Origin of the sequence: Persicobacter diffluens (assembly GCF_036244895.1) — a bacterium.
In the GTDB taxonomy this organism is placed as follows: domain Bacteria; phylum Bacteroidota; class Bacteroidia; order Cytophagales; family Cyclobacteriaceae; genus Persicobacter; species Persicobacter diffluens.
On sequence record NZ_BQKE01000003.1, the window covers coordinates 484,848 to 500,200 of the forward strand.

Sequence of the window (15,353 nt, forward strand, 5' to 3'; positions counted from 1 at the left end):
TGTCGCCTTGATGGATTTCGTCAGCAGGTTCTTTGTCCTGCCAATATTGATCACAAGCCTTGATTTTTTGTTTCGTTTTTTATCAAGAAAAAATGAAAAAGAAACGATTGATGATTAAATATAAGGAGTTGATTGGCTGATCTAACTTTTTATAAAAAAGCCTTTACAGTGCTTATGATCGGTGAAATATAAGAAGTCGAGCATAATGGAGATTAGATTAGACCTCAAATAAAAAAAGCAAGCTTTCCGTTATGGGAAGCTTGCTTTTGAATTTATGAAAACCAGTGGATTTTAGAAACCACCCATTTTGTATAGTGTACCAATGATTTGTGCAACGATTACTAAAATTACCATCGCGAATGGATATACCGTGGCATAAGCTACAGACGGTGCGTTGGTTTCAGTCATGGAATCCACGGCAGACAAACCTGGGGTAGAGGTCATACCACCCGTAAGGGTACCCAATAGAGAAAGGAAATTTACCTTCATTATTCTACCGACAATAATGGCCAAAATCATAGGGATCAGGGTGACCAACATACCGGAGAAGAAGAGCGTCATTCCACTTTCCTGAATGGTGGAGACCAGACTCGTTCCAGCGCTGGTACCCACTGCTGCCAGGAAGAATAATAATCCAATTTCTCTTAAAAATGCGTTAGCAGGACCTGCAATGTTCCAAAGGATTGGCCCTGTTTTGCCCACCCAGGATAACAAAAGCGCCACCATTAGTACTCCACCGGTCAATCCAAGGCTGAAACCACCAAAAGAAATCTTACCGACCAATACGCCAAGTACGGCAATGGCCGCAACAGGGAAGAAATCTCCCACTGTAAGGCTCTTTGTATCATTGCCTAATAAACGGTGTGCTGCTTCCGTGTTATTTTTACCGGAAACTACCATCACACGGTCACCAAACTTCAATCTGGAGTGTGGGTTTGGTGTCATATCCACACCAGCACGACGGATTCGTGTAATACGTGTATTGTAGTTTTCCACTAAATCCAATGAGCGCAATTCCTTGTTGATGATCTTTTTATTAGTCACCGTTACCCATTCCGCATCAAAGCTTTCCGAGCGCGGAATTTTGGTCTCGGTTTGAGGACCAATCAACATTCCTACTTTTTCTAGGGCTTCCGGAGTTCCTACTGCTTTAATTACATCCCCTTTTTGCAATTTGGTGTCCGGATTAGGAACAGAAGCCGCACCTTCATGTAAAATTCTGGAAAGGTTTGCACCTGTCATTCTGTTGAATAACAACTCACGAATAGATTTTCCTAAAACGCCCTCATTCTCTACCACAAAGTTTTTGTTTTCCATTTTTGGGAAGTTAGAACGCGCTTCTTCGTAATATTTTTCCTCCTCTTTTTTCACATCGAAACGGAAAAATTTAGGAGATAAACGACAAAATAGAATTACCCCGATAACACCGAAAGGATAAGCAATACCGTAACCAATGGAGGAGGCTTCTGCACCATTGGTCGCTTCAATAGCAGCCGCCAAACCAGGAGTGGAGGTTAATGCTCCGGTCAAAATACCGACTGACATCGCTAAATCAATTCCAAAAGCATAGGCACAACCAACGGCTACCAATCCTCCGGAAATCACAATAGTAATGGCAATAACGATTAATTTTGCTCCCTGACTTCTGAAGGAGTCGAAAAATCCGGGTCCGGCTTGAATACCAATCGTCAGAATGAATAAAATCAATCCCAGGTTTTTGAAGATTGGCGGAATGGTGTACCCAAAGTGTCCAAAAGCCAAAGCAACGAAAATTACTGCGGAGGCATCAAAGGAGATTCCCTTGATCTTAATCCGGCCCAGCAGCATTCCCAATGCAATGACCACAAAGAGGACGAAATAGTCCACTTTTAATAATTCCAAAATGTCCATCTACTTTATATTATTTTGCTGTTTTCTTTAAGACTTCAAAACTACGTCGAAAATGATAGCAGAAGTATGATGCAGATCAATGCTTCTTTGGGATAAGATTGATTTTTGATACAGAAAATAGAAGGAAATTGAGGGCTCGTATTTAATTCGCTTGATCTTTAACTATTTAAAGCTAAAGGGATCTACCGGACTTTTTTTGCGGACTTGTTGATTTGCGCAAGATTTTCTTGCGAAATTTTAATTTCAATCGGACTATTCAGATTAAATAGGGGAGAAGGGTGGGGATAATAATGTCCATAGATTTCATTTCAATCGTTTGAAAAAAATCAGGGTAAAAAAACGCCTCCTGACTCGGGATTCCTCCCAAAAGAGGCATGGTCGCATTTTTAATAATTTTGGTTTGATACCCTACTCATTTTAATATAATTTAACCTTAGCGCATTCAGTACCACACTGACCGAACTCATGGACATGGCTGCCGCGGCAATCATCGGGTTGAGCAAGGGGCCTCCCCATAAATAAAAGATGCCGGCGGCAAAAGGAAGGGAAACTACATTATAGGCAAATGCCCAGAATAGGTTCATCTTGATATTGCTTAAACTCGCCCGGCTCATTTTGAAGGTAGCCAGTAAATGCGAAAGATCGTTTTTCATCAATAAAACATCTGCCGTATGCGTGGCCGATTCACTAGCTTCCGCCAGACTAATACCAAGATCTGCCTGCGCCAATGCGGGAGCATCATTAATACCATCGCCCACCATGGCGACTTTTTTCCCCGAAGCCTGTAATGCCTTTATCCAATCAGCCTTTCCTTCCGGGCTGAGTTGTCCTTTAAAGGTGGAAATATTCAGTTGTTGACTGATGGCCTTCACCACCTCGTTTTGGTCTCCACTGGCCATGGCGGTCTGAATATTCATCTGTTGCAGGGCCAATACGGCCTTTTTTGCTTCAGGACGGATGGCATCTTCCAGTAAAAGGTGTCCGGCCAGCTTTCCATCCACGGCTAAAAAGATCAATGTGCCTGCCGTTTCCGGAAGTGCGGGCATGGAAATGCCTGCCTCTAACATCATTGCTTTGCTGCCCAACAATACTTTTTGATTGTTCCATTCTCCGCTTAAGCCCCTACCAATTTTATTTTGGAAATGCTGTACCGGCAGCGGTTCAATCGCCAATTCGCCAGCTTTGGTGATTAGGGCCTGTGCAATAGGGTGGATAGAATTTTGCTCCAGCGCATAGATCAGTCCCCAAAAGTGATTGGGGGGAAAGTTCGGGGCGATTTTCACCTGGCGAACTTGTGGTTTTCCTTCTGTAAGCGTGCCGGTTTTGTCCAGCAACAAAAAATCTATTTCCGCTCCCTTTTGCAGGGCTTCGCCACCTTTATATAAAATTCCCCAATAAGCCGCTCGACCTGTCGCTACCATAATGGCTGTTGGGGTGGCCAATCCTAAAGCACAGGGGCAGGCTATCACCAATATGGCTACCCCAATTTGAAAGGCAAAAGTAGCAGGAGCCTCCGGGAGGTTATAACCAAAATAGCTCCCGGCTATCCACCAGGCAAGGGCAGCCAGCGTGGCTAAAATTATTACAATCGGAACAAAGACACCCGCTATCTGATCTGCTAATTTGGCCACGGGTGCTTTTTGTCCCTGTGCTTCCTGAACCAGTCGGATGATTTGAGCCAATCTGCTATTTTCTCCCACCTGACTTATTTCAAATTCCGCATGTCCATCAACGCAAAGCGTCCCTCCAATGAGGTTGGCCCCTACCTCTTTGAAAATAGTTTTACTCTCCCCAGTCAACATGGACTCATCCACTTCGACCTGTCCGTTGATGATATTACCATCTGCGGGTATTTTTTCTCCCTGCCGGATGAGCAGGAGGTCTCCTTTTTCCAAAGATTGAATGTTGACCTTTTTCCATTGACCATTTTCCCATCGCATGGCGGCCTGTGGGCGTAATTGTTGCAGGGCAGAAATGGCGGAGGAGGCGGCCTTTTTACTTTTTTCTTCCAGCCATTTACCCATTAATATCAGGCTGACAATAACGGCTGCGGATTCAAAATAGAGGGAAGGCAGCTCCCCTGAAGCCGTAAAGATAAGGGCAAAAATACTCACCAAAAATGATGCGCCGGCGCCAAGGGCCACCAGACTGTCCATATTCGGTTTTAAATGAAAAAGTTTTTGAAAGCCGGAGATGAAAAATTGCCGACCGAAGTAGAGTGCACCGGTGGTCAGCGCCATTTGAATAATCCCATTTGCTAAGGGGTGGTGCATGGCACTGATGCTTTTCGGAAGGGGCAATCCCAACATTTCCCCCATGCTGATGATTAATAAGGGAATGGTAAAAAGAGCCGCTCCAAGAAAACGATGGTAATAGGAAATGTGCTCTAATTCTTTGCTTTCGGTATTCATTTTGAAACCGGCCGCTTTTACCGCTTTTTCGATGGTTTTGATTTTTACCTGAGGCGATAAGGCAATCTTGGCTTGTTGGGTAAGTAAATTTACTTCCACCTCCTGCACCCCTTCGACGGCAGCGATTGCTTTTTCGACATTTGCGACACAGCTACCACAGGTCATTCCTTCGATTTGAGCCGCGATATGCCGCTCCTCGGGGATGATCCGGAAGCCTTGTTTTTCAATAACCTGCTGCAGTGATTTTTCATCCAGCTTATTTTCATCAAAATCGACCTGTGCGGTCTCCATGGCAAAATTTACTGAAGCTTCTTCAATTCCATGAGTGGCTTGCAGGGTCTTTTCAATATTAGCGGCACAATTCGCGCAGCTCATTCCACCGATTTTTATGGTCTTCTGAGTCATGTTCTTCCCGATTATCCTGCCTCAAAGGTAGCAGTATTTTTTGATTCCGGATGAACCATTTGTTGGATCAAAACAACCTATAATTGGTCGAGGGCTTTTCGGTCCGGGGATTGTAATTTCCTAAATTCAGTAGGCGAAAGGCCGGTTTCCTTTTTAAAGGCTCTGGAAAAATGTTGGGCATTTTGATAAGCAAGGCGATCCGCAATTTGTCCAACGCTCCATTCTCCATAAGTCAGCCATTCTTTCGCTTTTTCCATTTTTAGGCTAATGAAATAACGCTCAATCGTCCTCCCTTCCACCTGAGAGAAAAGCTTACTCAGTCCGCTGTATTCCATATTCAGATTTTCCTGAACATATTCCATAAGGGATTGGCTTTGCTGCTGTTCATTTCCGATCCATTCCACCAAAAGGCTTTTGATGCGATCAATCAGTTGGCGATTACGATCTGTTAAAAGGTCAAATCCTTCTTTTTTTAAATGTCGGTCTAAACTTTCCAAGGCCGATTTTGAGGGAGAAGTGGCTAATTTAACCAAGCCAAGAGAGATGAATTCCGGTTTTAGATTTTCCGCCAGAAAAATCTCCTCCACTTTTTGAATGCATCTGGGGCATACCATATTTTTTACTGCAATGTCCATTTTGGTCGAAAAATGTAAGCGATTCTTCTTTTTGATCTAATAAATAGGCCTAAATATCAAATAGACTACTAATTTATGTTTTTTATCTATAAATTCCGTACAACCAACTGAAGCCTAAAGACTATTTTAATATGCAGAAAGCGATGCTCTATTTTTTGTTCCTGGGAATATGGTTTGGTTGTAGCCCCAAGGTGGAACCGACGCCGGATCCGGAACTTCCTCCTCAGTATAACCGGCCGGCTAGTTTGTTTTGGAATTTAGTTCCCCCAAAAGCGGATCATTATAACGTGCCGATTTCTTTTCATTTTTTCATGAATGATACCGATTTTGAGTTTGATTTGGATCGCATTAAGCGGATAGTAGAAGAGACAAATGCCATTTTTAATAATCCGTCCGCTATAAATGAAAATCCGGATTTTACCCAACTGGGAGTTCAACTGGTGATCGATACCATTATTGTTCATCAGCTGTCGCAAAATGATTATGAAGAGTTTCAATTGTCGTTTCAAAGTAATAATCTTGATTTTTCCTATGTGCCAGCGGAGGCACGAGCTGAAAATACCGTTAGGATAGGCTCCATTCCTATCGATAATCCTTCTTACCAGGCCACGGCCTGGGGGGAATTTCCCAGGTTTGAGACTTTGAGTGCTTCTCTGCCAGGGCTTACTAGTAACGCTTACTTGATTGACCAAAACCCCAATTATGATAATTTCGCTGCTTATGAGTATGGCATAGGTTTACCTTTTGTTTTTCTGGGAACAGAAGAGTATAGCCCGATTACCGGTGGCGAGTGGTTAGCACATGAAATGGGCCATATTTTAGGGCTTATGCACGTCTTTGGCAGTACCTGTTATCGTGCCAGTTATAATCCAAGCACTGGCAGAACAGAGGAGTTTGATGTGGATTATTGTCCGGACACTTATGGCTATATCAATAGCGGAGCAGGAGTGGTGAGCCAGGAATGTGAAGGACCGGTGGTGCCTGAATCCCGAACCGCTACCAATATTATGGATTATCGGGATTATACCCGAAGAGTGACCTTGGATCAGTTTTATCGGGTGGAACATGTTATTAAGAATGGATTTCCGGTATCTTCTTTTTTATTGGCCCCAACGCAGGATTGGATTGGCGGAACGGCAGGTGCTGTCGCCAGGCTCAGAAATTTTAATTCCCCGGAGCGTTTGGTTGAAAATCCTTTTCCGATCCGATGTGCGCATGATGAATTATTAAATTAGGGAAAAAAGATAGTAGTCTGAAAGGGTTCGCGGGTCGTACCCTTCATTGATATGGAAACAACATTTTTTCAGGTAAAACGAGTGCAGGAAATCCTTTGGGTTAAATTTCAAAGAGATGAAAAGCGTAATGCTTTCAATCGCGAGATGTGTCATAGTTTAAAGGCATTGTTAAAATCAGCCAGGGTGGCTGGTGATCGCGCAGTGGTGCTATATGCCAATGCTGGTATTGATGTTTGGTGTTCAGGTCATGATCTTACGGAATTCGGGGATCTTGAGCAGTTTGTTCAGGAGAATGAAATGATTCAGCTTTTTGAAGCTATTCAGGCCAGCCCGCTTCCCGTAATTAATTTAATTAATGGTGATCTGTGGGCAGGAGGATTACTTTTAGCCATAGTTTCAGATATTAACCTGGCATTAAAAGGAATAGAAATAAGAATGCCTTTGAACCGAATGGGATTGCCTATTCCAGATGCTTTGTATGGGCAGGTGATCCATGCATTAGGAACTCACCATGCGAAATTTTTATTCCTGACGGGCTTGCCTCTTCCCTCGGATAAAGTAGCGCAATTGCCCTTGTTTTATGAATTTTTTGAATCAGAAGAAGCCTTGTTTGATGGTGTGCTGCCCATATTAGACGGCATTCGCTCCGGTGTTCGATCGGGTATTCAAAACAGTAAATGGCAGGTGAATACCATGGCGAAGGGTCAAAGTGTCACGCCAAATTTAGAGGCTATTCATCAACAAGCACTGCAAGATCAGGAAGTACGGAACAGGGTACAAAAGGTGAAGAATTTGCATGGCCAAAAGTAATTATTTATACTTTTTTCTTTATTCAACAGGTTTTACTCCCATCCGATTCAGTTGATGGTTTCGCCGTTTGAGCCTTTATTCTTTCCGTTTCAGGTATGCGCTTATTTATATGGAGCAGGTGGTCCGCTATTTTTGGAATACATTAGAAAAACCAATTTTAGCGATGAGATTATACTGGTGGCCTGTTTTACTTTTGATGGCGGCGTGTTCATCAAAGGAGAATGAAACTCAAAACCAAAAGGCGGCTTTAGTGAAAGCCATTAAAGTGCAGTCCGTTCAGGAGGGCAGCAAACATATTTATACAGGAATTTCCGCCCCTAATAAAGAGGTGGCTTTATCTTTTCGGGTGAGTGGTCCTTTAAGTGCGTTCAATTTGGAAGAGGGACAGTATTTAAAAAAGGGCGCTTTTATGGGGCAAATTGATCCCCGGGATTTCAAAATTAATTTGAACAAAGCCGAGGCGAGCTTCGAACAGCGCAAGGCAGATCGGGACCGCGCAGAGCGTTTGCATGGAAAGAATAATATCTCCCAACAACAATATGATCTGGCCATCGCACAATTTCAAAATGCCGAGGCGGAGCTGAATAATGCTAAAAATGCATTGCGTGATACGCGCATTTCCGCGCCATTTAGCGGATTCGTGAAGACGGTGGATGTGGAGAAAGGAGAGCATGTAGCAGCCAGCCAGCAGGTGGTGACCTTCCTTGATTTTTCTAAACTGAAAGTGCGTTGCTCTATTCCTGAAGCTTTAGCTTTAAACCAGGATCAGATCGAGAAAGTGACAGTAAGCTTTGAAGGTTTACCTGAGAAGGCTTTTGATGCGCGCATCAAGGAAATTGGCCGTGATCCGGACCATATCCGCTTTGCCTATCCGATGATATTGGAAATTGACCAGCCTGAAAAAGGTTTAATTGGCGGGATGCCGGCGGAGGTATCGGTGTATTTGAAAGAAGGCGATGCCAACGGTATTATGTTACCATCTACGGCCTTGATGGGAAGACCCAATGGTGAAATATATGTTTGGGGTGTGAAGAATGGACATTTGGAAAAAGTACAGGTGGAAGTAAAAAACCTGGCCAATAATGATTGGGTAAATGTGTTGCCTGCTTCCCAGGACAGCGAGTGGATTGTTTCCGCTGGTGGTACTTACTTGCACGAAGGGCAGGAAGTTCGGGTGAAGGAAGAAGTACGCAATGTTTCCATGAGATAATCAGGCCATGAATTTAACAGCATTTACATTAAAAAATAAGCCCTTTAGCTGGTTTGCCCTGGCTTTGGTGATTTTCGGAGGGATTTTCGCCTATCTGAAAATTGGTAAGTTGGAGGATGCGCCCTTTACAATTAAGCAGGCGGTGGTATTGACAACCTACCCGGGGGCTTCTGCAGAAGAGGTAGAAGAGCAGGTTACGGATAAACTGGAAGAAGCCATACAGTCTTTAGGCGAATTGGATTATGTGAAGTCCGACTCTCGTCCGGGTGTTTCCAGAATTATGGTTTTTCTAAAGAAAACCACCAAGCAGCAGGATTTGCAACAAACCTGGGATAAGCTTCGCCGCAAGGTAGGGGATGCTCAGGCACAGCTACCTGCCGGAGCGAATACTTCCGTGGTAAATGATGATTTCGCTGATGTATTGGGTGTTTTTTACGGTCTTTATGGAGATGGATTCACTTACCATGAGCTGAATAAATATGCGGATGAGATCAAAAAAGAGATCCTGAAAGTGCCGAATGTGGCCAAGGTCAATCTTTTCGGTAAAGCAATGGAAAGTGTGGACATCAATTTGTCCTATGCAACCATGGCAGAGCTGGGAATTTCTTTAGAATCGGTGATTGGTGCGCTCAATCAGCAGAATAAGTTGGTGAATTCCGGCTTTTTGAACACGCCTACACAGCGAATCAGAATTCATACCGGAGGGGACTTTTCGGAAGTGGCTGCTTTAGAAGATTTCATCGTAACGGCTCAGGATGGTGCTCAGGTTCGTTTGAAGGAGTTTGCTTCTATTGAAATGGGCTATGTGACGCCTTATACGGCAAAGATGAAAATCCAGGGGCTACCCGCCATTGGTATTGCGATTTCTACTGTGGAAGGTGCCAATGTGGTGGACATGGCGGCAGACGTAAAAGCACGTTTGGCTGAAATAGAACAGGATCTGCCTGCCGGACTTTTAATGAAAAGTATATATGATCAGGGGGCGGAGTCGCAGGAAGCCAATGATGGTTTCGTGATCAACCTGGTGGCTTCAGTGGGGACCGTAGTATTGATTTTATTGTTTTTCATTGGCTTGAAAAATGGTATTCTGGTAAGCTCAGGATTAATTTTCTCTATTCTAGGGACTTTAATCATCATGCTGGCAACGGGCCTGAATATGGAGCGTGTTTCCCTGGCAGCTTTAATTATTGCCATGGGGATGTTGGTAGACAACTCCATTGTAGTGGTAGAGGCGGCATTGATGGCCATGAAGCAGGGCATGTCAAAAGCTGACGCCATTAAAAAGGCCGTGGCTTCTTCGATTTGGCCACTATTAGGGGCTACGATTATTGCTATTTTGACTTTCCTTCCGATTCGGATTTCTCCGGATTCTACCGGAGAGTATTTGTCCTCCCTGTTTTCGGTATTGGCCATTTCCCTGTCTTTAAGCTGGATTTTTGCCCTTACGCAGACGCCACTGGTTTTAGATACCTTTATCAAAGAAGATAATGATAAAGCGGGCGAACAGGAAGATCCTTATGGTGGAAAGTTCTATGGCCTCTTCCGGAAATTGTTGTCCGTGGCCATAAAAAGGAAGTTTTCGAGCCTGGCAGTGATTGTAGGCCTTTTCGCTTTTTCGATTTTTGGAATGCGTTTTATGACGGTGATTTTTATGCCGGACCTGGAGAAAAATCTATTGAGAATCGATTTGTTCTTTCCGGAGGGTACTCGCATTGATTATACCGAAGAGAAAGCGGATGAAATATTTGGCTGGTTGAAGGAGCAGGAGGGCATAGTGGATGTCACCACCACCATTGGGATGACGCCTCCAAGATATTTCCTGGCCTCTTCTTCCTATGGACCGCAGTCTAATTATGCCCACTTTATTGTGGAGTTTGAGGATTTTGAATCGGCAGATGCGGTAAAGAAAATTATGGATGCAGAGAAATCTAATCTGTGGCCTGATGTTTTCATAAAGCCGAATTACTTTTCTGTCATGTCTCCGCTGGACGGACAGGTAGAGGCGCGTTTTATGGGACCGGACATTCAGGTGTTGGATTCCCTAGTGCAGGTGGCAGAGGATATCGTTCGTTCCAGCGATAAATCCAGACATGTGCACTCCAGCTGGTTCAATATGGCTCCCAACTGGACGGCGGAGTATTCTTCCAATAAAGCGGGAAGAACAGCCGTTACCCGTCCGAATCTGGCGAATTCTTTCCAGATGATGGGGGATGGTCTGGGAGTGGGCGTCTTCCGTGATGGTATTGATTTGAAACCGATCATGTTAAAAGCAGATGTTAATGGCGGATCGGTGGATATGGATAAGCTAACCAATATGCCAGTGGTGGCGGGTCAGAAAAATGTACCCTTACAACAAGTGGTATCCGACTTTAGCCTGGGTTTTGAATATCCTTTAATTCAGACTTATAACCGACGTCGTGCCATGTCTGTATTGGCCGATCCGGTTCCCGGAGTGACTACCGGACAATTGTGGAAAGAAGTTGGGCCTCAGATTGAAGCGATGGAATTGCCGGAAGGCTATAGCTTCATGTGGGATGCAGAAAAGAAAAACCAGGGAGAAGCGGTAGAAGCGATTGTGACCTTCTTTCCATTGGCTTTCCTATTGATTATCGCCATACTCATCGCATTATTTGGAGATTATCGACAGCCAATGATTGTGGTCGTGATGTTACCGCTCTCTCTAATTGGTTTGGTGCTTGGCCTGGTGTTGACCGGCAAAGCTTTTGACTTTATGACTTTTATCGGTTGGATTGGACTTTTGGGGATGATCATTAAAAACGTGATTGTCCTGTTGGATGAAGCCAATATTCAAACCGCTGAAGGTAAGAGTCAGTATGAGGCGATTGTTTTTGCAGCAGTTTCCCGTATGCGTCCGGTATTGATGGCCGCCATTACCACCATGTTCGGAATGGTGCCGCTGTTACCTGACTCCGTATTTGGGTCCATGGCCACCGGAATTATTTTCGGTCTGGGTTTTGCCACCTTCCTGACGCTTTTGGCAGTACCGGTCTTTTATGCCATTTTCTATAATTTGAAAATTGAGGAATAGATGAAAATCAATAATATAGTGCGTGGACTGGCCCTGGTTTTAGGGCTGGCTTCACAGGCGCATGCGCAGCTGGATCCCCTTTTGGAAACTTATAGAGAAGAGGCGATTGCGCACGAGCAGCAGATCAAAATAGCAGAAAATCAGGTAAAAATAGCGGAAGAAGCTTACAGAGCAACGATTTCCGATATTTTACCCTCGGTGATGCTCAATGGAGATTATACCTACGTAGCCAACCCGATGGTGTTGACCATTCCACCGGAATTTGGACTTGGAGATGGCGAAACCCCTTTGCAGATCCAGGGGGCAATGCATAATCAATATGGTGCTTATGCAAATGCTAATCAGAAAATCTATGGTGGTGGGGTCTTAAAAGCTAGAAAAAATAAGGCTTCGGTGGATAAAAATATTGCCTCTGATCAGTTTTCCCTGACCCGTACCCAGGTGATTTTGGCTACTGATTTACAATACTGGCAGACGGTGGCGCAGAAAGAGGTATACCATGCCATGGTGGATTACCGTGACGGAATGTCTGAATTGATTGATGTGGTATCAGATCGTGTGGAAAGCGGAACAGCGAATCGAAATGATCTTTTGATGGCGCAGGTGCGCATGAATAAGGCGGATTTAGCCGTAGTGCAGGCGGAAAATAGCTACAATGTCACTAAAATGGCCCTGAACCGGATACTAGGTCGTGCTTTGGATGAAAATTTACCCATAGCGGATTCTATGTTAGTGGATTTCGAGGTGACGGATGCCGAAGCCGAACGCGTTCGGGCAGAGTTGTTAATTGCTCAAAAGCAAATCGCCAAGAGCGAGCAGGATTTGAAAATTATCAAAGGAGCCTATCGTCCGCAACTGGATGCTCGCTTTGTGGGGATGTACAGCGCACCGGGTTATAATTTACAGCCAGATGCGGTTACTAACTATAATGCCGGCTTGAAATTTTCCATGCCCCTATACATGGGCTCAAAAAAGCGCCATGAAAAAGAAGCAGCCAAGCTGAACATTGAAAATAGCCAGCTGGCCTTTGACAGAACCAATGAGTTGATGGCCTTAGAGCAGGAGCAAAATCTGTTGGCTTGGCGGAATAGTTTGAATGAAACGGATCTTGCCAAAAGTTCCGTGGAACAGGCGCGGGAAAATGCTGAACTCATGAACGATCAGTATCAGGAAGGAATGGTTTCGGTATTGGAAGTGATTGATGCCCAGCTTTATTTTGAGCAGGCTTTGGTGGATTTTATTCAAACTAAGCTGAATGCGAAAGTCAGATATACGCACTATATCCGATCTTTAGGTTTGATTTAACCCGACTGTTGCTTGCTGCCCCTTCTTTAGCGGTAATATGTGCAAAAGGAAGAAATAACTTTTTCCCTCCTGAAGCAGAGGAAGCAAGCTTACCCATATTGGGACTATTGATACTCAAAGAAAGCTACCTGGGACAAGTTGAGGTTAGCTCCTTTAGTTGGATCAATGAATTGGGTGGTGAATAATTCAGGTGAATTTAATAAAAAGAGACAAAGAAAAAGGGGGGGAAGCCGTTGGGTTGAGTCCCCTTTTTTAATTGTTCTACAATGGTTAGCTTTAGCGTATGTTTATTTTAAATCGAAAGAAAAATGGTTGGCTGATTTTGAGCCTAGTGCTATCACTGGTATTGACGGTTTTGTTATTTGCCAGTAGTGAGGCTAAGCTGTCTTTTATGGGTATTGTCAGTAATCCATTTTCCTATGTTTATTTTATTTGGTTTAACCTGATGACCATTACCGCCCTGCGGATTGATGCTTATTGGAATAAAGTGATGCCATGGGAGCACTCAAAAAGCCGGCGTTTGGTGGTGGAGTTGATGACGATTTTTATCATTATTCTGGCATTCTTTTATATCACCATTGTGACGGTCGGATTTATTCGGAATGTTGAAAATCCTTTCCGCTTAAATGCTTTCAGTATAACTGTTGGGATTTTTAGCTCCCTTGTCCTCATCTTTTTTGTGAGTTTTTTGATCTCCCAAAATTTCCTTCATAACTGGCAGGCCTCCATTACGCGTCTTGAGACCTTGAAAAAGGAGAAAATGGAGTCCGAATATAATGCGTTGCAGGCCCAGTTAAATCCTCATTTTTTATTCAATAGTCTTAATGTATTGATTTCTGAAATTGATTATAATCCTCAAGAGGCGAAGGCTTTTGCGTTGAATCTTTCTCATGTATATCGATTTGTATTACAAAGTAAAGATAAAACGTTGGTTACCCTCGAGGAAGAGTGGAAGGCGGCGCATGCGTTTTTGGATTTGCATTTAGTGCGTCTAGGAGATGGCCTACAATTTGAACTAGACGATCATTCCGCTAATTGGCAGGGAAAACTTCCTCCTTTAAGTTTGCAGATACTTTTTGAAAATGCCATTAAACATAATGTGGCCACTATTAAAAAACCACTTAAACTTCAGCTGATCTTTAAGGAAAATGATTTGGTGGTTAGTAATAATTTGCAAAAAGGAAAAACGTTATACTCCATGGGAATCGGTTTAGAAGCATTAACCAATCGGTATAAATTTTTGAATGCCGAAAAGATTCCTGTTATCTTGGAAACGAAGGAAGATTTTAAAGTAACCTTACCTCTTTTGAAATGAAAATTTTAATAGTTGAAGACGAAATCCCTGCCCAAAGATTATTGGTTCAATATATAAATCAATTACGTCCAGCATGGGAAATTGATGATTGCCTACAATCCGTGGAGGAAACGATTGAGTATTTTCAAAATGGTCATGAACCGGATTTGGTTTTTGTGGATGTGCAGTTAACAGATGGTCTTAGTTTTGAAGCGATTGATAAAATTCAACACGACGTGCCATTGATATTTGTAACTGCATTTGATGAATATGCGGTAAGGGCATTTCAAGTCAATGGTTTGGATTATATTTTGAAGCCGCTGGATATTAATGAATTAGAAAAAGGGGTCGAAAAATTCGAGCAGTCTCAAATAGTGGTGGATCGTGGGCTTTTCCAGGATTTTCTGGTTGATTTTCAACAACGCAAAAAAGCTTATCGAAAAAGGTTATTACTGAACCAGGTGGATGGGATAGAAGTCCTGATGGTGGAAGATGTGGCGCTTTTCTCTGTAGAGGACCGTCAGGTTTATGCACATACATTTATGGGTAAGGTCTTTAAGGTGGATTTCAGGTTAGATAAATTGGAGGAGGATTTAGACCCGGAACTGTTCTTTAGGGTAAATCGCCAGCAAATGATTCATGTGGAGGCCATCAAAAAATTAGAACCCTATTTTTCTGGTAAGTGGGTAGTGAAGACGAATTTGAAGGAGGTGGCGCCATTAGTTATTCCCAAAGATAAGGTCGTGAAAATTAAGCAATGGTTGGACAGGTAGGCTGCTACCAATGGTCGTTTCATTTATTGCCCCGAATTATTCATGTTCAATCTTTTTTTGCTGGATGGTGAGAAAAATGAAGGAATAGTTTTCAAGTCTGATTTTTTGAAGTTAAGCAGATGGAGGAGGAGAAGTTGAATTTACCCTAAATTTTGACTATTAGGGGTATGTATAGTTCTGTACCATCCGATTGCAAATTCGAATTAATGAAAGCGATTTTGGATAATTTCTCAACAATAGCGATACAATTCTCTCAAAATAATCCTTTATCGCTTCTACAGACAATACTTCAAATTTTCGCTACGAATTTTTGCTATTTAACACACATCAAAGAAT

General features: G+C 43.2%; 10 protein-coding genes. 7 read left to right on the forward strand and 3 right to left on the reverse strand.

The window, feature by feature from the left end; all coding sequences use genetic code 11:
• Positions 1-291 precede the first annotated feature (291 nt).
• The 3 genes from AAA970_RS21305 to AAA970_RS21315 all read right to left on the reverse strand — a co-directional run bounded on the left by AAA970_RS21305 (position 292) and on the right by AAA970_RS21315 (position 5,341).
• Complete coding sequence (locus AAA970_RS21305; RefSeq protein WP_338238904.1) at positions 292-1,890, reverse strand: aspartate:alanine exchanger family transporter; 1,599 nt, start codon at positions 1,888-1,890, stop codon at positions 292-294.
• 386 nt (positions 1,891-2,276) lie between these two features.
• On the reverse strand, positions 2,277-4,706 hold the full coding sequence (locus AAA970_RS21310; RefSeq protein WP_338238905.1) for a heavy metal translocating P-type ATPase: 2,430 nt from the start codon (positions 4,704-4,706) through the stop codon (positions 2,277-2,279).
• 77 nt (positions 4,707-4,783) lie between these two features.
• Positions 4,784-5,341 (reverse strand): helix-turn-helix domain-containing protein, encoded by a 558-nt coding sequence (locus AAA970_RS21315; RefSeq protein ID WP_338238906.1) that lies wholly within the window; start codon positions 5,339-5,341, stop codon positions 4,784-4,786.
• A gap of 131 nt (positions 5,342-5,472) precedes the next feature.
• On the opposite strand from AAA970_RS21315, the gene AAA970_RS21320 reads away from it, so the two are divergent.
• From AAA970_RS21320 to AAA970_RS21350, 7 genes are all read left to right on the forward strand, one after another.
• A complete protein-coding gene (locus AAA970_RS21320; protein WP_338238907.1) occupies positions 5,473-6,576 on the forward strand; it encodes a M43 family zinc metalloprotease in 1,104 nt (367 codons plus the stop codon).
• Positions 6,577-6,627: 51 nt separating this feature from the next.
• The gene (locus AAA970_RS21325) at positions 6,628-7,386 is read left to right on the forward strand and encodes an enoyl-CoA hydratase/isomerase family protein (protein ID WP_338238908.1); all 759 of its coding nucleotides are present in this window, start codon (positions 6,628-6,630) and stop codon (positions 7,384-7,386) included.
• A 163-nt stretch (positions 7,387-7,549) separates the two neighbouring features.
• Positions 7,550-8,596 carry an efflux RND transporter periplasmic adaptor subunit gene (locus tag AAA970_RS21330; RefSeq protein ID WP_338238909.1) on the forward strand — a complete coding sequence of 349 codons (1,047 nt, stop codon included), beginning with the start codon at positions 7,550-7,552 and terminating at the stop codon, positions 8,594-8,596.
• Between the two features lie 7 nt (positions 8,597-8,603).
• Positions 8,604-11,645: an efflux RND transporter permease subunit gene (locus AAA970_RS21335; RefSeq protein WP_338238910.1), complete on the forward strand. Its 3,042-nt coding sequence runs from the start codon at positions 8,604-8,606 to the stop codon at positions 11,643-11,645.
• Entirely contained in the window at positions 11,646-12,950 is a 1,305-nt protein-coding gene (locus AAA970_RS21340; protein ID WP_338238911.1) for a TolC family protein, read from the forward strand.
• 331 nt (positions 12,951-13,281) lie between these two features.
• A complete protein-coding gene (locus AAA970_RS21345) occupies positions 13,282-14,265 on the forward strand; it encodes a sensor histidine kinase (protein ID WP_338239116.1) in 984 nt (327 codons plus the stop codon).
• Positions 14,262-15,017, forward strand: a complete 756-nt coding sequence (locus tag AAA970_RS21350) for a LytR/AlgR family response regulator transcription factor (RefSeq protein WP_338238912.1) — start codon at positions 14,262-14,264, stop codon at positions 15,015-15,017. Before AAA970_RS21345 ends, AAA970_RS21350 begins: the two co-directional genes overlap by 4 nt.
• Positions 15,018-15,353: the final 336 nt, after the last annotated feature.